Source organism: Bifidobacterium apri, from assembly GCF_009299485.1.
In the GTDB taxonomy this organism is placed as follows: Bacteria; Actinomycetota; Actinomycetes; order Actinomycetales; family Bifidobacteriaceae; genus Bifidobacterium; species Bifidobacterium apri.
Window position 1 is genome coordinate 1 of record NZ_WBSO01000019.1, and the last position, 21485, is coordinate 21485.

Sequence of the window (21485 nt, forward strand, 5' to 3'; positions counted from 1 at the left end):
GGCGGAGGCGTGGGACGAGCAGATGGAACGACTCGCCGCCCAGGGCGCACCCGTCCCCGGGTACCCCGTACAATCAACCACAACCCACAACACGAGGCAGTGTTGCACTCCAAACTAGAAAACGGGCGATGACCTGTTGGGAAGGTAATCGCTTATAATCAGGAGTATGAGCGTACTGCCATACCCACCTCCACCAGATTTAGGTTGGTATTATGATGATGCTGCGGTGATGCCGCAGCAAGCTGATAGCAATATTCAGACCTCTGCGAGTGCGATGAATACCGCGAGTGTCACGAATACCGTTGTCGAATCTGAACCGACCAGCCAGGACGATGATGACATCGACTGGGAGGGTACGGTATTATCCGCGGATTTCGCCGCGAAAATGCCTCGGCAGGAGTACGTGCTCTATAACGAGCAGACCAGCCAGCGCGTTATCGTGGATTCGGGCGTGCTATTGGGACGCAAACCTTCGCACGATCTGCCCGAAGGAATCAAAGCGGTGACATTGGAAGACCCGACTCGAACGATTTCCCGTAACCATGCGGCTATCAATATCGATAAGGACGGCATCCTGTGGATTGAGGATTATGGCTCACTCAACGGCACATATGTCATCCGCGATAACACCGAAACCAAAGTGGAACATGCACGCATGAGGCTCGAAGCCCCATGCATCATTCGCATCGGTGACCAGTTCTTCTCCTTCGAAGCATGCTGATTGGCTGGCGTGGCTTGCGGATCCTGCCTTCTCCTGAGCGAATGGCATGATGCCTATGCGCTGAACGGCGTTTGATTTGACGCGACGATTGGGAGAGGCAAGCGGAAAAGGCTGTGGGGCGGGGTTTGCATCCCCGCCCCACAGCGCTATTGGGCTTGGGCTATTGGCGTGAACGGATGGCGGCGTTGATTGCCGAATCGTTCAGCTGACCGAGCCATTCGAGCAACTCCGGATAGATATTCGGATTGCGGGCGAGTGCAGGACGCAGTTCTGGCGCTTCGCCGGCGATACGGGCCATCAGCATCTGGTCGTCTGTATGCATGGCCATATCGGCGGTATAACCGTTCGTCTCGTTGGCGTCGGCGATGGGGGACGCTTGTGCTGGCGTAATGTATTGATTTTCCGTATTGTCAGAGAACTGGCTGTCCGACAACTGGCCATCGGAGACCAGGTTGTCTGGAGCCGGGGTTTGAGCGTCGTACCCGGCATGTTGGTTCGCAACATCGGCATGCTGATCCGGGCCGGTTTCATGCGCTGATACTGCGGTGTTGGCCGGTGCCGCTTCTGCTGCGTTGTATTCGTTCTGCGGCGCAGTCTCCTGATTGGCGCCGGCAGGAGTTGATGGTGCAAACTGCTCTGTCCTTTGGCGTTCGGCTCCCGTCTCCATTCCCTGCTGCTCCATTGGCGTTTGCGCGGTGACGGGCCCGGCTGTCATCTGCTGTTGGACGCCGGTTTGCGGTACCGGCCATCCCATCGCCATAAGCTGCTGGCGTGCACGTTCATCGCCGAATTGGGCGACCCAGCGTTTCAGTCCCGGGTATGCTCTCGGGTTGGCGACGACATTCGCCCCGAACTCTGGATTTTCGTACGCAATTCTCGCAAGGAATACCGGATCGGCGTTCGGATCCTGTACTGCCGCAACGGCGGCGTTGAAATCAACCATGATGTGCTCTCCTTGTTGCTGTGCTGCTGTTATTGTACTGATGACATGTACCTCAGCGTGTGCAGGGTGCCGTCTAAGGTGTCATCGATGTCTTCGTCATCGCAGATTCTGCCAGCGCGCCAGGCAGCGCCGGGCGTGTCGGCGGCGTGGATATCCACCACGACAACGGTGATATTGTCGTTTCCGCCCGCCTGCAGCGCGGCATCGATGAGCTGATCAGCTGCCAATTGGGGATCGGCGTGCGATGCGGCGATCGTGGCAAGCGTGTCGGAGCTGATTTGCGCGTGCAGCCCGTCGGAACAGATGATGAACCTGCCATATGCGGGCGCGGCATACCAGTCGGGACGGATGCCGTCAGGCGCGCCGATGCATTGCGTGATGACATTGCGGGGAATGCGCTGGCTCGCCTCCTCGGGCAGCATGCTCCCCGTGTCGATGGCGGCCTGGCGTTTCGAATGATCCCGGGTGATGCACACCAGTGAGTCTGCCTGCCAGACGCCGTCAGTATCGGCATCCATGTGGTAGGTGCGTGAATCGCCGATATTGACGATGTAGCAGCGAGCTTCGGGACATGTGCCGTTGTTCTCGACACGTGTCGGCAAGATGACACCGGTGACTGTGGTACCGGCGATACCGCCGAGTCTCTCGCCCAATTGCAGGACATCATCCTGAGCCTGTTGCAGCGTGGCGCTGATGTCATTAAGGCCGCGATGGGGCCGTTCGGCCAGTTGCGTCAGCCGCCAGACGGCATCCGCGCTTGCGGTCTCGCCTCCTGTGCCGCCGCCCATGCCGTCGCATACCACATACACGCCGTTGCGTGCGTAGAGGTTGTCCTGATTGGTTTTCCGCCGCCGACCGATATTGGTGTCCAGTCCGACATTGATGCTGAGCAGGCTCATGAGTCCCGTCCTTTCCTTCGTCCACCGGGCGTGTGGAACACGTCCGCAAGCGAGAGTCTGGCGCGCCAGCGGCGCAAGAGCGGCATCGAGTTGAGCATGGTGCCGCGTTCCTTGAGCACATTGCGCCAGTAGCGTTCAACCTGGTCGGTGTTGATGGGCTGCCCTGAGAACGAGACGTAATCAGCTTCCCGCCCCAACGATTCCAACGTGTTGGGTTCAAGTGCCATGTCCTCGGCGATGGCGTGTGCCTGCTCGCTTCTGGTGCCCTGGATATCGAGACCGCTTTGCCGGGCGAGCGCGGTGATGGCCTGCCAGCCGGCTGCGACTCGTTGCGCGGCGCTGCCGTGGTTGTGTGCCCGCAATAGGGCAATGGCTTTGATGGACAACAGCAATGCGACGATGATGAGCAGTATCCATAGCGGACTGCCGAAGATGGCGACAGCCCGGATGATCCGTATCGTACGCTGCCACGCGAGGTTTTCATGTGTATCATCATCGGCCATGTTGCCTCCGATGGATGATTTGTTGGTGGCTTGGTTGTCGTCGCGTAAAGGATCGGTGAGTGGGACGGGAGGCTGACGCACCAGGGTCTTTGGGTTCGGCGGCGTCAGGTTCTGGTTTTCGTCCGGGACTTTGGTTTCTTTTGGTGTCGGATAGAATGCCACCCATCCGTATTTGTCCAGTTTGACTTCGACCCATGCGGTCACGTCGTTGCCGGTGAATGTGGTGATGGTCTTGCCGGCTTGCTTTTTGGTGCGGCTGTCGCTGATATCGCCTTCATCGTTTTTCGGGATGAATCCGAGGACGACCCGGCTCGGCATACCGAGACTGCGTGCCATCAGCGCCATCGCGGACGCGTATTGTTCGCTGTCGCCGACCATGGCGGATCCGGCGAGCAGCTGGTCGACGCGATAGTTGCCATGACCGGCGTTCGAAGGGTAATCGCCGTTCAAACCGTGCGAGAACCAGCCGCTTTCCTTGAGCTTGTCCGCAAGCGCCTGCGCGGCTTCACCGCCGCTGGCCTGCCCGCCTGCGATGGCGGTGGCGAGCTTGTCTACGCTGTCGGGCACGTCTTCGGCTTTGGGCTGGCTGATATTGGCAGCGGGCGCTTTGGCGATGTCCTTGTCGCTGGGAGTGGCTGGAATGACACCGGTTTCCGTGTATGACATGCCGCTGTGGATGCGTTCGGGGAATATGGCGGACATGGTGTCGGTGTTGTAGTAGAACGAGTCGGCGTCTGACGCTGTGGCGAACTTCACGCCGGTCGCCGCTCCTGCCAAGGGCAGCCAGTATTCGCTCAGTCCGTCATCGACGGTGAAAGTGGCAGTGAACCGCTTGCCTTGTGTCGTGTTGCGGATGGTCGTACCGACACGGCGGTAGCTGGAAGAATCCGACGCCATTGCGGTATCGGACAGGTTCCACACGTTGCCGTCGAAGCGGTCCATCACAGCAAGCCGTACTGTCGAACCTGCCGGCAGGTCCGTGACTGTCAGCAGCACGTCATCCTTGTGGTTCTTGATGTACGAACGCATGCCACTCAATGGGCTCGAGTAATTGTAAGGGCTCAGAGGCGGCTCGTAATGGTCTCGCAGAATGGTGCGATCCTGCCCGACAGCCAGGCAGCTGCCAACGGCCAGTGAAGCGGCAAGCACCATGATGATGGCGGTGCTCAGCCAACGCTGTAATTCCAGCAGATGCCAGCGTGCGCTGAACCAAACCACCAGCACGATGGCGGTTATGGTTCCTGCGGCGATGCGTTGGAATCCGCTCTGGGAGCCCAACAATGCACAGACCGTCATATTTGCCGTCACAGGGATGATGGCGAGTATGGTGAACCGATGGTCCGCCGTCACCGCGCAGATACCAGTCAGCAGCGCAGCCCACAGGCAGATGGTCCATACGGCCAGCAGTGACCCGTCACCCGTGCCGGTCGGCGGCTCGACCGCCAGCAGATACTTGAACGAGCCGAGCATGGACTCCCACCCTTGCTTCAAGGTGCGCGCGGTCGGGATGACATGGGCGATGGTGGTGTCGTTCAGCAGCAGCACGGGACCGAGAATCAGTTGGGCGACCGCCACGAACAGCAGCTGCCACCACAGGCGCAACGCGGAAACCAGCCCGGCGAGCGCGATCAGCGTGCCGATGAGGGTTGCCGGGATGGCCGCGGCAGCCCACGCGCCAGCCGACCCGTAGACGTCAATCAGGTTGCTTGCGGCGATCAACGTCAAGGCGGCTGATGCAAGCAGGCTGGCGACCTGTGCGGTGTGAGGACGGTTGGCATGTGAGAGAGGCTGCTGGCGGTTGTCATGCGCGATCCAAATCGCCGAATGCGTGACACCCGCCCATGTGCCGGTTGCGGTTGCGGTTGCGGTCTCGGTCGCGGTTGTGGTTGTGGTTGTGGTGAATGTATCGGTCAGCCCTGTGGCGCCGGTCGATGCTGTATCGCCTGTGTTGGCGGCGGGATTCATGTCGATGCTCATGCCAGTGTCCCCATGATGATTGGCAGATCGGTGAGGTCGCCTACGGTCGCCAAGGTGAATCCGGTGTATCGTTTGATGCCGCGCGGCTGACCGGGCGCGGTTTGCAATACCACGCAGGCCGCGTTGTGCGGGAGCGCCAAGGCCATGCGTTTGATGATGTCGATGTGTTTCGCGCTGCCGACGGTGAAGAAGTAGAAGGTTGCGTCCGGCGCATGGGTGAGTGTGTCCTGTGCGAGATTGGGATTGTCGTCGATATCCGGGTTGATGGCGCTGCAACCGTCAAGAAATTCGGTTGCGTTCCTCGGGGTGGTGTGTTGGTCCCCGGCATGGGCGGTGACCGGTCGGTCCTGTTGCAGGCATTGCACGCCGATTGAGGCGTGGATGGACACGGCGAGTTCGAATTCCTGGGCGTCCTGGTAATCGTTGGGATTGACGCTGATGGTCAGCGCGGTGTCGGTGCGTCGGGTGGCTTCATACTGGCGGATCATAAGCGCCCCTGTTTTCGCGGAACTGAGCCAATGCACGTTTCGAATATCATCTCCGGGCTCGTACTCGCGCAACCCATAAAAATCAAGGTCGTCATCGACGATTTCTCCACTTGGCTGCCCTTCCAGGTCGCGTGGAATGCCGGCGCTGATTGTGCTGAGCATCACGGTTTGCGGGTGGATGAACACGTTGATATGGTCGGCGAGTTTCCGTTCGCGACGGATCAGGCCGAACGGGTCGCCTTTGCGGATGGATAACGGGCCGACGGGCAATACCGCGCGATTGATGGCGGTGAACTGCACGGTTGTCTGTTTTGACTGGCCTGCGGCGAGTATGGGAATGGTGAACCGTTCGTGGTGCTCGCCGATCGGCAGGTCGCCGCGCGCTGAAGCGGTCGGCGTGCGCCCCGGGTTATCGACGCTGACGATGATGTTCACCGTGTCCGATACGGTGACCCGCCGGTCGGATACGTCAATAGTGGCTGCGAATGCGGTATTGCCCAGAGACATCGCGATCGCGCAGACCACCATGGTCGTCAACGCCACGGCCATGGCAAGCAGTTCGTGCCATCCCAACCGGGTGAACGCGACGGCTGAAGCTATGGCGAGGACGATGACCGTCCAGCCGAGCGGGGACACGGTTGAGGTGACCAGCCGCGCGACTGGGCGTCTGATACGGCGTATGGAGCGTCGGATGGCTCGTGCGCGCCGTGTTGTATGCGATTGCCGCATTCCTTGACCTTTCAGGTTGTGGGTGCGTATGCTCTTGCGGGCAGGTTCAGGCATGGAGGCCAACGGTCGGGGCAGGGACATCGTCAAGGATCTGTTCGATCGCCTGTTCCGGCGTCATGCCTGCGAATGCTGATTCGGCGGTGAGCGTGATGCGATGCGCGAGCACGACGACGGCGAGGTTTTTCACGTCATCAGGCACGACATACCCGCGATTATCGGCGGCTGCCCACACGCGGGCGCATCGGGTCAGCGCGAGCGCGCCGCGCATGGAGGAGCCGACTTGTATGCGTTCGTTGTGACGGGTCGCTTCCACGAGCCGCATGATGTATTCGAGGATGGCATCGTCAAGGTGGACGCGCTCGCTGATCTTCCGCATCTGCAGCACGTCGGCACCGGTGAGTACGGGGTGTACGGTGGCGGCGCGATCGGTGACGTTGACCTGTTTGAGGATGCCGACGCTGGCCTCGTGATTTGGGTACCCGATGGTGGTTTTGATGAGGAACCGGTCCATCTGCGCTTCGGGCAGCTTGTAGGTGCCGAGCTGTTCGATGGGGTTCTGGGTGGCGATGACCATGAACGGTTGCGGGACCGGATGGGTGACGCCATCGACGGTGACGTTCTGCTCTTCCATGACTTCAAGCAGCGCTGACTGGGTTTTCGGCGAAGCGCGGTTGATTTCGTCGGCGAGGACGATGGAAGCGAAAATCGGGCCTTCCCGGTATTCGAATTCGCCGCGCTTCTGGTCGTAGTAGGTGACGCCGACCACGTCGGACGGCAGCAGATCCGGTGTGAACTGGATGCGTTTGAAGGACATGTCGATTGAGTTGGCAAGGCCTCGGGCGAGCTGGGTTTTTCCGGTTCCTGGGTTGTCTTCGAGCAGGATGTGGCCGCCGACCACGAGGGCGGTGGCACATTGGCGGATGGGGATTTCCTTGCCGACGACGACTTGGGAGACGTTGTCAACCAGCTTGCTGAAGGTGGTGTGGAATTGGGTGATGTCTTCGGGTGGGGCAGCCATGAAGCCGGGTGCGGCGGCCGCATTGGGCTGCGCTTGCTGGATGGGACGCGCTGGTGCGGGTTGTTCAGGTGCGGGTTGCGCGTTCTGCGGTTGCGGCAGGTGCGGTTGTGGTTGTTGTGGTTGCGGCTGCACCGGGCGTGTCGGCGTCGTCGATCCTGCCGGGCGCGAGGTGGTATGCGTGCTCAGCACGGTGCTTTCCGCGTCTTCGTCCGGCTCGTGGACGGGTATCGCCGACGGCGTGCCGAGCGTTGGAATGGGTGGTTGCTGCGGCATATGCGGCGGGACGGGCATACGCGGGGTATGGCCGATGGAACCCAACTGGGTTTCGTCGCTGGTGTCAGTGCTCATGGGTTGCTCCTTGCTGTTGGGCTGTCATTGCTGCAATGCTGTTGTTCGTCCATGCCGTCAGTCTCGTGCGCGGTTGCGCAATGAGGGCATGTTGGCGGCGTGGGAACAGCGTGAATACGGACAGTGTCGCTGTATCTGTCGTCGGACTCGTGTCTGGACTCGTGTCCGGACTCGTGCTCGGTTCCGGCTCCGGCGCGGGCGGCTGGAATCGGTCCTTGTCCGCCAGACGCCCGCCATTGACCTCATTGTTCAGCGCCGGGTCGTTGCCCGTCACTTTCACCGTCCACGTGTAGTCGGCTCCTGTCGGCAGAAGATCCTTGACATGCAACGAGCTGGTGTCGGGCTTCCACTCGACATCCTGCGATGTTCCTGGGGCGCTGAATGTGATGGCGATCTTGCCGGGTTGGCCATACATATTCACTGAGCCGCCGTAGACGTCGATGGTATTCGTATCGTTCGCGTTCCATCGCAGGGTTGGCGCGTTGATCACCGCCTTCTGTTTATTCACATACCGTTCGGACAGGGTGTCGGTGGCGAAATCGCTTGACGCATCTTTGAACCTCTGCGCGACACTGCCTTCAGTGCACTCCTGCCATGGGGCCAATATGAAGTCGTGCGAACGTTCGGAATCATTGGCCAGGTAAGGGGTGAAGCCGGCCGCTTTCACAGTGAACCCGTCGGCATGGCCGCGCTTGGACCATTCGACCCTGCATGTGTCGCCCTTGCCTATGACTTTGACCGAAGCAGGCACCTCCACCTTGTAATGCGGCGTGAACTCCACTGTGGTGGCATCGCTGCGTGTCTTCTTGTCGCTGACGACAACCGCGTGGACGGTGTATTGCTTGGTGTTCAAATCACGTTCAGGAATACTGAAGGTCTTCGATCCCGAGCATTCCAAGGTCAGGTCGAGATCGCCGGACAGTTCGACCGCCTTGCACCCCGCGTTGCGCGTGTTGCCGATGGATTCCACCGTTACCTTCCCCGTGGTGTCATCATTGGACAGGGTGATGCGCGGAGTGTCGGGTTTGCCCCAGGGTTTCGCGCTGTCGGATTGCTTGGACGGCTGGCTCCAGTTCACCTTGTTGTGTGCCTGGACGGTCGCCTTGTATGAGACGCCGTCGATGATGGCGTTGTCGTCGATGGTGAAAGTGACGCTGGTACCGGTGGTTTCCTGCGCTGCCGGCGCATTGGTGCCGCTCAAGGTGACCCGGTAGTTGTCAATCGAGGAGAAATTGCCGCTCGGCGCTTTCCACGTGACGGTGATGGAATGCTCTCCGCCTTCGATGTTCACATCCGTGGGCGCGTCCGGCAGCTTGTCCGGCGTGCCTTCCACCGCGTTGGATGCCTTGGACCAGCCGACCTCGTTCTTCGCCTGTACTTTGAACGTGTAGGTCTTGCCGTTGCTCAGTCCGTCGATGGTGCATGAGGTCGCCGCCCCGCATGACCGTTCGCCGGAGTGTGGGCCGTTCCACGTGACTTTGTATTCGGTGATCGGGCTGCCGTTCGCCGACCCGGGTGTCCAGCTCAAGTCGATTCTGCCGTCCTGCGGTTTGGTGGAGACGGCGGACAGCAGCGGCGCGTCAGGCTTGTCGCTGACCGCGACGCTGATGGAACCGGTCGTTTCACGTTCCCGGGTTTGGGTGGCATCACGGACGGTCACGACAATGGTGTTGGTGCTGGGGCCGATGTCGGCAGCGGCGTTGATGGAGATGATCCCGCTGGACGGGCAGGTCACGGTGAATTTCGCGCTTTTGTCTGCAGTGCAATCGACGACGGTGAGCGGGGTATCGGGGAACGGGTTGTATGCGTCAGACAGGATATTGACCTGCTGCGAAGAGCCGGCTTTGATGTTCACGGTCTTATTGCCCACGCGCGCCAACGGCCGGTTGGAGGCGGTCACCCGCACCGACACTCCGGCTTTCACCGTTCCTTTTGCATACTCGATATTCACCGGCACGGTCACGGTGGTGCCCGGGGTGGTGGTCTTGCTCGCGGAGACGGTCAGTTTGCCCGCTGCACTCACCTTCGCATCAATCCCGCCGGTATTCGTCCCGCCGGAATACGTGTACTGCTTCTCATCGTCGTACAGTCCGGAGGATGAATGGGTCAACGCGGTCAGATCGATGGTGGTTGCTTGTTCTCCGGCCGTCACATCGACGGTGGGGGAGGAGAAGGTCGGGGCGGGCACGTCACGTCCGATCACCGTGATCGGGAGGGTCAATACCGCGGAATTGACGATTTTCACGGTGTCGTCCTTGCCTCGTTTGCCGTCCACTGCGGTGAAGGTGATGGAAGCCGGTCCTGCATAATCTTTCGGGGCGGTGAATTGCAAGGTCTGGTCGTTGACATATAGGTCGTTGTTCGCGGCTTTGGTGGCGCTCACTGATTCAGCACCATCCACATACGCGGTTTTTCCTGCACCGACACGCACATAATCGGCGATATTGATGGTGATGGTTTCGCGCGCGTTGACTTTCAACGCCGGGGCTTTCGGCCGCAAGCTCGGCGGGAACACACCGTAGGCGGGGACTTGGATGAACGCGGTGGAAGTGATGCCGTAGGTCGTGTTGGTGACGGTATATGGCACTGCGCGCGCTTCATCGGTCAAATCCACGCTGATTGTCGTGGATCCTTTGCCGCCTTTGACATGCGCATGGTCGGCTGCCGACGGATCGACGCCCACGCGCAGTTCGTCGGCGGTGCCGGAAGGATTGGCGATCCACTGCGAGACGTCCACGTCGACGGATTTCTTGTCGATGGTGGCTGCCGCAGGCACACGGTAATCGTATGCGGTCGGAGGGTCGATGGGCGCGTTCGCATCGACTTGCACGGTCAATGTTCCCGTATCGGACAAGCCGGCCTTGTTCTTTACGGTGTATGTCACGTAATACGTGCCGGGCTGTTGCGGTGTGGTGAACGAGAGCATGTTGTCTTCGACGCTGATACCGCTGATGCCCTGCGATTCGACATGCTTGTCCACCGTCAGATCCGTGTTGTCGCCCGAGATGTCATTCTGGGCCACGGGAACGGTGGTTGCGGTGTTCGGACGCAGCGTGATGCTGTCGTCGCGTGCGTACACGCCTGAATCGGTACCGGAGGAGAAGACGCCGACGCGGATTTGCGCGGTGGCTCGCTGGCCGGTCCAGTCTTCCACAGCGTACGAGAACGTGTCGGTTCCCGTGGAATCGGCGTATGCCTCATACACGAGATATGTGGCGCCCACCTCGGTGATGCGTCCAAGTTTCGGCGCTTTGTTGCCCAGTCCGAGCAGTTGTACGTCGTCGCCGTCAGGGTCGATGCCAGTCAGCGTGATCGGGATCTGGACTTTTTGCCCTGCCGCAACCTGCGCGTCAACGTCAGACGGCGTCGGGGCTGCCTTGTTGGCGGCATCCTTCTCATGCACATCGAAGGTGATGGTGGCGGATGCCGTATTGCCGAGGTTGTCTTGTACCGTGTACGTGACGGGGAAGGACCCTGTCTGCCCGGATGCCTGGTAACGCACGGTGTTCCCCGAGACGAACGCCAGCCCCTTGAAAGTGTTCTTGTCGACGTGCAAATCATGTTGCAGGCTTACGGTGGTGCCGTCGGAATACGTAACGTGGTCCAGTACGTCTACGGATACGATGCCTCCGGTACGGACTTGCGCGGTGACGTTGCTCGCTTTCGGCACGGAATTCGAGCTGGTCAATGCCGGTGGTTGCAAGGTGATCACTCCGGTTGACGAGCCGGCGGCGTTGGCCACGGTGTAGGTGATCTGCACCGGTTCCGTCGGCACGCGGCGTGCGGTGATATACACCCGCTTGTTGCTGACGAGACCTGTTTTGATGCCGTTTTGCGAATCGGCGGCGACACTGGTCACCGACAATACGCCGCCGAGAGGATCGACATCATTGGCGAGTGGTTCGACGATTGCCGTGTTGTCCGCGCCGAGCAGGGCGACATCGTTCGCGGCGACCGGCTTGGCGGCATCCCCGGTGACGGCCTGTACTTCCATGCGCAGCAGGCCGGTCGCCGGAATCGATCCTTGGACGACGGTGTACGGCACATAGTAGGTGCCTGGATCGTTCGCGCTGAAGGTGATTGACATATCTGTCGCGTTCATGGTGGCGGACACGCCGGTGGGGGTTTCCACGGCGGTCAACTGCGCGGGTTCGACCGATGTGCCGTGGACGTACTGTTTCAGCGCGATAGTGGTACGGGTGCCCGGCGTGGTCTGCTTGGCCACAGGATCGATGCTGGCGGCGAGGGTGTTTGCCGGTTTCACCGAGAAATACATCATGCCGGTGCCGACTTGCTGGCCGTCGGACACGGTGACTTCGATGCCTGCGCGCCCGGAAGACATGGATCCGGCGTTGAAGACAAGCTGGCCGTCGGCGCGTGTGGAGACGGTCACCTGATCGGTGTTTTGCGGGGTTGCAGACACCAAAGTCAGCGGATCGCCGTCGGGGTCGCGGAAACTGCCCAGCGCGTTGACGGTGGTTGAAGCGCCCTGCTCGACGTCGGTTTCCGGAGGGACATCGACTTGCAGGGGTGCCCGATTCGCCCCGGAGACAAGCTCCAATGACACGTTGGCGCTGGAAGTCTGCCCGCGGCCGTCGGAAATGGTGTAGCTGAAGGTTACCGTGCCGGCTGATGCCGCTGAAGCGTCAAGCTGAAGATACCTGCCGTCATAGATGGGGGAGACGGTGATGTTGGCTCCGTCCGGTGCGCTGACCGAGTCGATGCGCAGCACTGAGCAGTCGGTCTGTTCATCGTTGCGCAGCACATCGAGAATCTGCTGCGATCCCGTCCGGGCCCCGAATGCGTCATCCTGTGCTTTGATCTGCCCGGATTGTGAGGAGCAGCTTTTGCTGAAATGACGCTGGTTGTTCGCGCTGTCGTTGTTCTGCTCCTGCTGTTCGGACTGTTTGGTGTCCACCTTGTTCCACTGGATTTTGATGACTTTCGTAGAATCCTGCGGGTTCCACACGTTGCCGTTGATGACGTCGTTGAGCACCACCAGACCATGATTCGTGCGGAACGCCAGCTGCGAAGTCGCAGTGACCGATTCCAACGATGCGAATTTCGCGTTCTTGCCGTTCGCATCGCACACCATGGCATAATTATTGGCACGTTGCGACCATGCGGCGAAAACACAACCTCCGGTCGACACCGGTTGCGCGGCATCCCCTTTGCCTGAATTTGGCAGCGTTGCGACTTTCTTGCTGCGCAGATTGATGGTGGCGATACCGCGTGGTGTCGAAACCGCCACCCAGTCTTGCTGTTCGCCATCCGTGGATGGGGCTTGCAATATCGCGCGGCCTGTCAGCCCGATATTCGCGCTGCCGGACGGCCAGAACACCTTGCCGGAACTGGCAACTACCGGGGTGTCGCCCACTACGGTGAATGATTCGGCGTTCGACGCCCCGGTGATGCTGGCGACCTTGCTTATCGTGCCTTTCGGGCCGTCAACGCTCAGTACCGTATGGTCGGAGGCACGGTACCCGTACACCGTACCGTCATGGGTCACCGCGATCGCACCGCCTGTGCCAAGGCTCATCTTCGGACTGTCGGCTGCAGGATTCACGGATTTCACATCTGAAGCCGGTCCCACCCACACGTTGCCTGTTTTGGTGTTGAACAGGGCGGCCGTCGAACCGCTGATCACGGTTTTCATGTCCGAAGTAATGGATGTATTGCCGCTCTCAGTGACTGTGGACGCCGCGATATTGCTGGCTTTTGTGTTTTCGGACAGTACGGTGTCCCCATCATGCTGGGCTATGTCGAAGCGTGCGGATGTTGAAGCGACACCGGCATCGGCTTCTTTGTTCTTCACGTTGAAGCGCGCGGCCTTATGGTCTTTGAGCGATGTGACCCAGACTGTGCCATCATCAAGCTGCACATGCGGCTGTGTCACCGAACTGACGATGATCGACCCCGCGACGATGGCCAACAGCAGTACCAGCATCGCCACCGGTGCGATTTGCTGTCTTCTGAAGGACGGCGCCAGACGGCGCATCGCCTTGAATCGTGTGCGATGCGTGGGCGAATGCGCCGGCTGATGTGCTGTGCCGCTTGTGCTCATAATCGGTTCATCCTTTGAAAACATCCCAGAGTTCACGTCTTGCCTGTTACGGTCGGGTGGCGCATGCGATCGCCGGTGTGTCAGACATCTGCCTGTTCTTACGAATCAAACTCACCTGAATGCAGGTCTGTGCGCCATCAGACGCGTCAACCTCGACGCTCGTTGAGTCGGTGACAGTGCCGAGTGTATTCGTAGAACCGTTCGCGTCGCCGACTGGCGACCATGCATACGAATCACCGTCTTGCGGCGACGGGTTCGTCCACGTGAACGTCACCTTGTCTCCGGTGGCGGAATATACGCCGGCCAGATCGCTGACACTGGGCACGCTTGCAGTGGATATCGATGAATCCGGATTGTCTTCGCGGTGCGAATCAGCGCTGCTTGCCGGCGCTGAACCGTGCACCTGTACCCGAGCGGTATCAGAGGCGTCGTCCATATGCGGCACCACCACGACGACGAACACCAACACCACCGCCGCGACCGCGGCAACGACTGCCAGTGTAACCGCCAACGGTCTGACCCATGACGATGGCGTGCGCGTCTGCTCAACCGGCTTGACGACGGTTGCCGGACGCTGTCGCATATCCGACGGGAAATCCGGTTCCCCTTCGATTGTGGTCCGTGTCGCATGCCCGTACACTTCACGCTGCACCCGCTGCATGGCACGGGCGAATTCGAGCGCGGAATAATACCGATCTTCCGGTTTGTAGCTCAGCGCTTTGTGTAATACGCGCTCCACCGGTGTCGGAATTTCGGGGCAGTCAAGCGCAGGTAATGGCGTATCGCTCACAATCGCCTGAAGCAGTTTCGCCCGGTGTTCCCCTCGCGCATCCCCCAACTGGCCGGCATACGCATACTCATATGGCGATTTGCCCGTCACCAGCGCGAACAACGTCGCACCCAGCGAGAAAATATCAGACGCTTCGTTGCCGCCGCCGCTGCATAACAGCACTTCCGGCGCCGCCCACGCGATCGTGAATCCGACCCCAGGTCCCCCGTAAATTGATCCGGCGATACCGAAATCAGCCAGCAGCGGCATATGCTGTGCATTCAACAGAATATTGCCCGGCTTGATATCCCGGTGAACAATGCCGCTGCGATGCGCGGTGAACAAGGCGCTCGCCAACTCGATACCGACGGTCAGCATCTGGTCTGCTGTGAGCCGGTCATGTTCCAGGAACGTCTTGTAATTGCCGCCCGGAGCGTATTCGAACACGGTGTAGCCACGCCCGTCCGCGGTGACTCCGCTGCCGAATACGGACAGAATAAATGGATGCGCCGAAACCTGAGCCATGAGATTCGCTTCGGTCCTGATATCCGCCTCCGCTTGCGGATCAAGCGTTTGTTTGCTGATTTTGATGGCCACCTGTCTGGTGGGGGAGTGCTGCTGATACAGGTATACGTCGGCTTCGGACCCGGCACCCAGCTGCTTGATAGGCGTAAACCCGGGAATCTGGGCTGGTGGGCGCAATCGCATCCCTGTTCCTCCTTGGTCGTTACCGTGATTCTTCTCTTGTTGGCGCAACAATTTCGCGCTGAGGGATTGCGCGTCGGCGCAACGCCAACAACCAGGCGACAGCGCATACACAGCACACTATGATAGTGATGATGCCTGCAAACAGACGAATGCCGGCGTCCGTATCATGGTGCGCATGCAATACCAGCGTGTGTCCGGCGTCCTCGGCATGTTGGCGGACAGGCACGGTGCCGTCGGCGTGTGGTCCACGAATGCCGTCGGACAAGGAGAGGGTCAAGGCGTTGAGCGGATCCATGATGCCCCACCCGATGGTGTTGTCGCGAAGATCAGAGTCTGGGCGATTCGCCGAGACCAGAATGCGCTGCTTCCATTGTGCAGGGGTTTCATCCGGATACTGTTGCGCGATCAGCGCTGCCTCGGCGCTTACGTATGCGGTGGCAAAACTGGTTGAGGAGACATCCGTCGCGAACACGCAATCGACCCCGCCGGGAATGGTCGAAGCGGTCATCATGCCTGGGGCGGCGACATCCACTTGACTGCCGTGTACGGAATCCTCGGTGACCTCAAGATCGGTATTGAGTGCGGTGACGCCAAGCACATCGGGATAGGCCGCCGGGTATCGGGCGCCGTCTTTGGTGCTGGTGGAAGTCAGACGGTTACCGGCGCTGGCGACGATAAGGCTGCCATGTGATTGAGCATACTGGACAGCTTCCCGCATTGGTGCAATATCTTGGGTGTCGCTCAATGAGATATTGATGATTTGTGCATGATGATCGACCGCCGCGATAATGGCCTTGCTGACGGTTTCCATGCTTGGCGCTCCGGTTTGCCGTCCGTCCTGCTCACGAATGCTTTCGAACACGCGGATTGGCAGAATGGTGGCATCGGGGGCCAATCCTTGGATGGATGACCCTGGCACGTTGCCTGCGGCGATAATGCCGGCGACGGCTGTGCCATGACTGTAGATATCCTCCATGCCATTGCTGGTGTCGCCGTCAAGAAAACTGACGCCGGGAACCACTGCCTTACTCAGATGCGGGTTGTTGGCGTCAACGCCAGAATCGATGACGGCGACGGTGACCCCCTTGCCGGTGGCTTGCCTGTGCAGGGTGTCGTAGTCGAACAATGTTGTGGTCCACGGCTGCCGCGTGATGTAGTTTTCAACCCCTGCCTGGCATTGCCCCTGACTGTCCGCCATGGCTGCGTCAACTGCCATTCCGTCCGTTGTCGTCATGGTGTGGGGTGCTGAACCTGCCGCTGTTGTGGTCAGCTGCACACCTTGTGGGAAAACGTCAATCCATGCACGGGGGATGTTGCGCACGTCCTGCGTGGTGTAGCCAAGCCGTTTGAGTATCTCTTCGGTCGCCTGCGGGATGGGGTATGCGGTGCCGGTCGAATCGATGGCGAATACCGTACCTTGATTCGAATTGCCGATCGCAGCGCGGACGAGTGCCCCCGTGCCATCGGTGATGGTTACGGTATCGGTGCGTTTGCCGTTGGCGCGTTTGGTGCGCCCTGCGGTGACGGTCAGTCGCACTTGGGATGCGTCGGCTTTCTTCGACCGGTGCAGCGGGTATGTCGCACATGCTGAGGAAAGATCCTGCTTGAACGAAAGTGTTGTTGTCGGCCAAGTGTCAGGGATCGCCGGCTCGGAGGAATTGGAAAAGTATTGGAAATCAGCGGCGTTGAGCGTCTGTGGTTGCGCAAGCTGTTCGGACTTGCCGATGACGTACAGGTTGTACGTGAGGTCGTTGAGCATGGACAGTGAACCGTCTGGCATCACCACATACATATGGTGTTGGCTGTCACCTTGTTGTGCAACGACACCGCCGACGGTCACGTTGACACCGTGCACACTGATCGGTTTGCCTTCACCTGCCACAGTAATAGGTTCAAGATTGTCGCCACGTTCAAACAGGTTGATCCATTGTGCGCTCGCGCTCATCGATGCCGTCTGGGACATGCCGAACGCTCTCAGATACGCGTCTCGCAATGATGGTTCCGATGGCAATCGATATCGGTGCGACCCTGTGACGAGATAATCGGTGTCATCAACTGTGACGCGTACCGCTTCGCGGGAGGTTCGTGCGGGGGCATTGGTGTTGCTCACTGTCGTGTCTGTGCCTGCGGTTGAAGTGCAGCTGCTGATGGATCCGGTGATGAGGCTTCCCTGTTCCGGCAGCGAATCGGGGGCGCCAAGAATACCGATCGTGGATCCGATAGGAATGTTGTCAAGCTGGTTGTCTGCGACGGTGATTACTTCGAAATCCGACGAGGGGATGAGCAGTCGTGCGCTGACCGCATTGATGACCGGATGCAGCGTTCCGTCCGCGCTGACATAGCGAGCGGCAGAGTCCTTGGCGACAATGAGTTTGTTGTTCTCCCAGTCTGCTGGCAGTGAGGGGCTGACTGTTCCATAGAACATGCTCGCCAGAATCGCGATGATGGTCAGGCCGACCCCGACAAGTACAGGAGTCCGATTGTTTTTGGGCGTGAGTTCTACACCGTCGGGGATTCCGCTGGTGAACGCAGTGACCAAGCGGCGACGGGAATAGCTTTGCGCTTCGGAGAGATCCTTTTTATCAGCCATAAACGGTGTCCTTCATCTGACATGGTCACGTGTCATGCGGTGATTGCCAAATATGCGAGCGGAGACAACGCCATGATGCACAGCGTTTCCGCCATGTCGGCAACGCGTGTGGCAAACAGCGACTTCTTGTCGGTCACGTGGGTGAGCATGATGGTGACGAACGCGCAGCACATCATGACGATAGTCAAAGGGATGGCGAATTGCTGGTGTGCGCGGACACTGACCAGTCCGGTGCAGATGATGCCGATGCCGGCGGTCGCGGTGGTGATCACCATGTCCCGTAGCGCGTAGATTTGACGTGAATCCAGCAGCATGGCGAGGAACGCGACCAGGCAGAGCACTGAACCCAGTACGGTATGCAACGAGCTCAGCAGTGGCACTGCAATAAGCAGTATGGCGGCGACGCTGACCCGCCCGATGAACAGCATGGTGGAGCCTGCGATATACCGTCGTTTGATATCCTGATAGTCGATTGCTTCCGGCAACGCGAAGATTTCGGCATCACTGTGGGGGCTTTGTACGCTCAGACGTGCGAAGGACAGGCACATCCACGGCAGTACGTTCGCTGCCAATGCTGCGAGTGTCGCTGTGATAATCCAGATTGTTGACGTCCAACCGGGCATTGCGGAGCATAAGACAGCAGGAATGATGACGAGCAGCCCTATAGTTATGGGGATGACCCCGTAGGGTCTTGTTCTCGGGGCGGCGAATGTCATCAGGCTTCCGGCGAGCAGCAGCCCGATGCCTGCACCCACCATTGGCATGGCGTATGGCGAGGGGGCGGGAGCGAATGCGGACGCCAGATGGTAGCCTCCGACGGCTGCGAATGCGCTGGCTTCTACGCCGATGACGCTGGCTTGCATCGTCATGCTTTTGCTTTGTATAACCGCGCACAGGGCGATGAGCACCGCGGCGAATCCGAGGCCCAGTGTTCCGGTCCACAATGATGTCGGGAACAGCGCCAGCCATACGATGCTGATGACCAGCATGCCTGTGCTCATCAGTAATGAAGTGAACGTGGTGTGTTCTGCCGTCCAAGGGCGGTAGACCTGTTGGACGCTTGCGCCGACTGCTTCGACTACGTCATCGTAGACGAGGTCGGTATCCGCTGATACCCCAGGTTCCAATGTGAGTGTGCTGTTGTCGGGAACGTGCTGTTCCGCAAAGGTCTGTGATAGTGATAGCGCGTCGCCTTCGGCGGTGAGCAGCCGGAACCCTCCATACACGATTGACGGGTCCAACACTCCAAGCCGGCGTGCGATATCGGGGAGCACGTCCGCGATGATCAGCGCATCGCTGATATGCAATGTGATGGTTCGTGCTTGATAGATGATGGTGATGTGCAATGGTTGTGCGGCATTGGTGCCCGACGCAACGGCCGGCTGTTCTTGTGAACTGTTCGGTAGCGGCGGTGCGCTGGTGGTCATTGATGGTCCTTCTCGCATGAATGAAGCTCCGTTCCAGAACGCCTGATGTTCTGTGGGCACCATTGACGTAAGCACTATAACATGAATGGTCGTATGCTCGGTGTGTCGCGATTTTTTTCGCTTTTGCAAGTGTTTCATTCAGGGGTTGAACTTGCGTGTGAAATTGCGACGTCAAACGTTTGATGCGCATGTTTCATTCAGTGAATGCTCAGTGGATTGCTCTTGTTTATTGCGTTGACGGATAGGATATTATGAACTGTGTGTTCGTCGACTTGACGGCACCACGAGCAACACATTCCCAACGAAGGAACAATATGGCTGAAAAAATCAGAGCCGAAGAAGGCGCAATCGAGAAAGGTGCTGTTGCGGTTGAGAACGCACGGCTGGGCATCGATCACCGCATCAAAGACATCGACGCGAAGATGGCGGAACTGGGGTCGTTCTGGAGCGGCGATGCCGCCACCTCGTTCAACACGTTGATGACGAGCTGGCAGGAGAAAGCCAATAGCCTCAATCGCATTCTTAACGATTTGCGTGACAACCTGCGTGGCACCGCCAAGGATCAGGCTGCCAACGAGGAAGACAACCAGTCCCGTACATCCAAGCTGCAAGCCCTGCTCGGCTGAGACGCATCGATACACAGGCAAGGAGAAACATATCATGGTGAGTTCTTTTTCGGTCCGACCAGAGCAGGTGGATGTTCTATCGAATGACATCGCCAATGATGCCAAAGGCATCGCTCAGGAACTCGACAACCTCGACAGCCAAGTGAAGACCTTGGTGGGGCAGTGGGATGGTGCCGCTCGTGAAGCCTACTACCAGGCTCAGCGTGACTGGAACAGCAAGCTGCAGGAGATGAACCAGATTCTGGGGCAGATTTCCCAGGCGACTTCGCAAATTGCTCAACAGTACGTGGAGTCTGACGCGCGTTCCGCGGGACGGTTCTGACTCAATCGAGTCGGTTTGCCGGAACCCGCCGTATGGCCGTATCGCCTATACGGCGGGTTCCGGCATCATTATTGCATTGGTCGGTGCAGATTGAGGAAATGAGGAAAGATGGGCGACAAGATTGAGCTTACGCCGGAAGTGGTGCGCGAGGAGTGCCGCGTTATGATGTCCGAAGTTGAGAACGTGCAGCGGTTGGGCAAGCGGGCTGGAAGCAGTACCCAGAAGCATAGTTTAGACAGCTTTGGTAAAAATCTTGATGAAAATTTGAAGAAGCAAGCGGAGAAGTTGCAGGAGCTGGGTGATACCGGCCAACAGAGCGCAACAGAATATACGCAGCGTCTTGACACCACAGTGAACGTGTTCGAACAGACGGAGCAGTCACAGTTGGACACATTATCGGCGATTCGCGAGGCATTGGCGGAGACTTCTATCATACAAGCCTAGGTACGGTGCCGCGGGTGGCATCCCTTGATGCCGTGCGGCTGGTTTTCAACAACAGTGTAAGGGGAGTGCTCCATATGTCGATGGTCATGCATGATGATGAGTCCGTAGCGTTGTCTGGCGCGGTTGAGTGCGCGCGGATGGAGCCGTGGGAGCGGCCGGCGCGTGGCCGTGTGCGTGTGTGGTTGTGGCGTGTGGTGTTGGTGGTGGCTGCTGTTGTGGTGGCGTGTGGGTTGTGTGTGCCGGCGCGTGCTGTGGATGGGGTGGATTGGCGTATCGAGGATATGGGGGTGCGTGATGCGTGGGCGTCGGGTGTGACGGGCCGTGGGGTGACGGTCGCGGTGATCGACGACCAGGTGGTGGAGGATCATCCGTCCCTGGCGGGCGTGGATGTGGAGTACCGGTTCGTCATGGTGGGCGGGGGTACGTCGTGCCGTGGTGCGCGGGATTCGTCGTTGTCCATGTCGGTGGATGATCCGACGGTGTCCACTGCGGACGGCCTGTATGTGACGCACGGGACGCATATGGTCGGGCTGATCGCGGGGACTGGCGAGGGCTATGACGGCGGCCTGGGCTTCCAGGGCGTCGCGCCGGGCGCGCATGTGATCGCCTACCCCAACCAGCTCGCGGATGAGGGGTCCCTCGATGCGGGCATGGCCTGTGTCAGCGACGACGACAACGGCGCGAATCCCTTGGAGGTCGGGGCGTTGGAGGATGCGGTGTCGTCGGGGGCGCGTGTGGTGAACATGTCGTTCGGTCTCGACGGCATCGACAACTGGGATTTTGCGGCGGCGGCGTTGCATGCGTTGCGGCATGGCGTGGTGCTGGTGTCCGGGCGGGACAACAGCTCGACCGCGGGCATGTACGACCTGGTGGGTGTGCCGGGGACGAACAATTACTTCCCGGGCGAGG

General features: G+C 59.5%; 14 protein-coding genes. 5 read left to right on the forward strand and 9 right to left on the reverse strand.

All coding sequences use genetic code 11. The features are described from left to right. Positions 1-166 precede the first annotated feature (166 nt). Positions 167-721: an FHA domain-containing protein gene (locus DSM100238_RS08590; protein ID WP_152356247.1), complete on the forward strand. Its 555-nt coding sequence runs from the start codon at positions 167-169 to the stop codon at positions 719-721. 160 nt (positions 722-881) lie between these two features. Here the strand turns inward: DSM100238_RS08590 and DSM100238_RS08595 are convergent, their stop codons facing one another. From DSM100238_RS08595 to DSM100238_RS08635, 9 genes are read right to left on the reverse strand one after another with little or no spacing between them, the layout of a single operon-like run. Further along, a complete protein-coding gene (locus tag DSM100238_RS08595) occupies positions 882-1664 on the reverse strand; it encodes a variant leucine-rich repeat-containing protein (RefSeq protein ID WP_152356248.1) in 783 nt (260 codons plus the stop codon). Between the two features lie 29 nt (positions 1665-1693). Then, the gene (locus DSM100238_RS08600) at positions 1694-2563 is read right to left on the reverse strand and encodes a PP2C family protein-serine/threonine phosphatase (RefSeq protein ID WP_152356249.1); all 870 of its coding nucleotides are present in this window, start codon (positions 2561-2563) and stop codon (positions 1694-1696) included. Next, positions 2560-5043, reverse strand: coding sequence for a transglutaminase TgpA family protein (locus DSM100238_RS08605; RefSeq protein WP_240812423.1), 2484 nt, complete (start codon positions 5041-5043; stop codon positions 2560-2562). The genes DSM100238_RS08600 and DSM100238_RS08605 overlap by 4 nt, the downstream gene beginning before the upstream one ends. Further along, entirely contained in the window at positions 5040-6260 is a 1221-nt protein-coding gene (locus tag DSM100238_RS08610; RefSeq protein WP_152356250.1) for a DUF58 domain-containing protein, read from the reverse strand. Before DSM100238_RS08610 ends, DSM100238_RS08605 begins: the two co-directional genes overlap by 4 nt. Before the next feature lie 46 nt (positions 6261-6306). Beyond that, positions 6307-7626, reverse strand: coding sequence for an AAA family ATPase (locus DSM100238_RS08615; RefSeq protein WP_152356251.1), 1320 nt, complete (start codon positions 7624-7626; stop codon positions 6307-6309). Further along, the gene (locus DSM100238_RS08620; RefSeq protein WP_152356252.1) at positions 7616-13690 is read right to left on the reverse strand and encodes an Ig-like domain-containing protein; all 6075 of its coding nucleotides are present in this window, start codon (positions 13688-13690) and stop codon (positions 7616-7618) included. The genes DSM100238_RS08615 and DSM100238_RS08620 overlap by 11 nt, the downstream gene beginning before the upstream one ends. A gap of 46 nt (positions 13691-13736) precedes the next feature. After that, the gene (locus DSM100238_RS08625; RefSeq protein WP_152356253.1) at positions 13737-15167 is read right to left on the reverse strand and encodes a serine/threonine-protein kinase; all 1431 of its coding nucleotides are present in this window, start codon (positions 15165-15167) and stop codon (positions 13737-13739) included. Between the two features lie 19 nt (positions 15168-15186). After that, a complete protein-coding gene (eccB, locus tag DSM100238_RS08630) occupies positions 15187-17757 on the reverse strand; it encodes a type VII secretion protein EccB (RefSeq protein WP_152356254.1) in 2571 nt (856 codons plus the stop codon). 32 nt (positions 17758-17789) lie between these two features. Further along, positions 17790-19184: an EsaB/YukD family protein gene (locus DSM100238_RS08635; RefSeq protein WP_240812424.1), complete on the reverse strand. Its 1395-nt coding sequence runs from the start codon at positions 19182-19184 to the stop codon at positions 17790-17792. A 314-nt stretch (positions 19185-19498) separates the two neighbouring features. Here DSM100238_RS08635 and DSM100238_RS08640 point away from each other — a divergent pair, with 314 nt between their 5' ends. The 4 genes from DSM100238_RS08640 to DSM100238_RS08655 form a co-directional block, all read left to right on the forward strand. After that, a complete protein-coding gene (locus DSM100238_RS08640; protein ID WP_152356255.1) occupies positions 19499-19810 on the forward strand; it encodes a WXG100 family type VII secretion target in 312 nt (103 codons plus the stop codon). Positions 19811-19844: 34 nt separating this feature from the next. After that, positions 19845-20132, forward strand: coding sequence for a WXG100 family type VII secretion target (locus DSM100238_RS08645; RefSeq protein ID WP_152356256.1), 288 nt, complete (start codon positions 19845-19847; stop codon positions 20130-20132). A gap of 108 nt (positions 20133-20240) precedes the next feature. Continuing rightward, positions 20241-20576: a hypothetical protein gene (locus tag DSM100238_RS08650; protein WP_152356257.1), complete on the forward strand. Its 336-nt coding sequence runs from the start codon at positions 20241-20243 to the stop codon at positions 20574-20576. Between the two features lie 14 nt (positions 20577-20590). Beyond that, on the forward strand, positions 20591-21485 hold an 895-nt coding region (locus DSM100238_RS08655; protein WP_240812425.1), incomplete at its 3' end, for a S8 family serine peptidase.

Excerpts from the sequence above, each read along its gene's own strand:
- DSM100238_RS08640 (WP_152356255.1), top strand. The coding sequence starts at position 19,499 with ATGGCTGAAAAAATCAGAGCCGAAGAAGGCGCAATCGAGAAAGGTGCT.
- DSM100238_RS08615 (WP_152356251.1), bottom strand. The coding sequence starts at position 7,626 with ATGAGCACTGACACCAGCGACGAAACCCAGTTGGGTTCCATCGGCCAT.
- DSM100238_RS08610 (WP_152356250.1), bottom strand. The coding sequence starts at position 6,260 with ATGCGGCAATCGCATACAACACGGCGCGCACGAGCCATCCGACGCTCC.
- DSM100238_RS08595 (WP_152356248.1), bottom strand. The coding sequence starts at position 1,664 with ATGGTTGATTTCAACGCCGCCGTTGCGGCAGTACAGGATCCGAACGCC.
- DSM100238_RS08645 (WP_152356256.1), top strand. The coding sequence starts at position 19,845 with ATGGTGAGTTCTTTTTCGGTCCGACCAGAGCAGGTGGATGTTCTATCG.
- DSM100238_RS08620 (WP_152356252.1), bottom strand. The coding sequence starts at position 13,690 with ATGAGCACAAGCGGCACAGCACATCAGCCGGCGCATTCGCCCACGCAT.
- DSM100238_RS08600 (WP_152356249.1), bottom strand. The coding sequence starts at position 2,563 with ATGAGCCTGCTCAGCATCAATGTCGGACTGGACACCAATATCGGTCGG.
- eccB (WP_152356254.1), bottom strand. The coding sequence starts at position 17,757 with ATGGCTGATAAAAAGGATCTCTCCGAAGCGCAAAGCTATTCCCGTCGC.
- DSM100238_RS08650 (WP_152356257.1), top strand. The coding sequence starts at position 20,241 with ATGGGCGACAAGATTGAGCTTACGCCGGAAGTGGTGCGCGAGGAGTGC.
- DSM100238_RS08590 (WP_152356247.1), top strand. The coding sequence starts at position 167 with ATGAGCGTACTGCCATACCCACCTCCACCAGATTTAGGTTGGTATTAT.
- DSM100238_RS08635 (WP_240812424.1), bottom strand. The coding sequence starts at position 19,184 with ATGACCACCAGCGCACCGCCGCTACCGAACAGTTCACAAGAACAGCCG.
- DSM100238_RS08625 (WP_152356253.1), bottom strand. The coding sequence starts at position 15,167 with ATGCGATTGCGCCCACCAGCCCAGATTCCCGGGTTTACGCCTATCAAG.
- DSM100238_RS08605 (WP_240812423.1), bottom strand. The coding sequence starts at position 5,043 with ATGAGCATCGACATGAATCCCGCCGCCAACACAGGCGATACAGCATCG.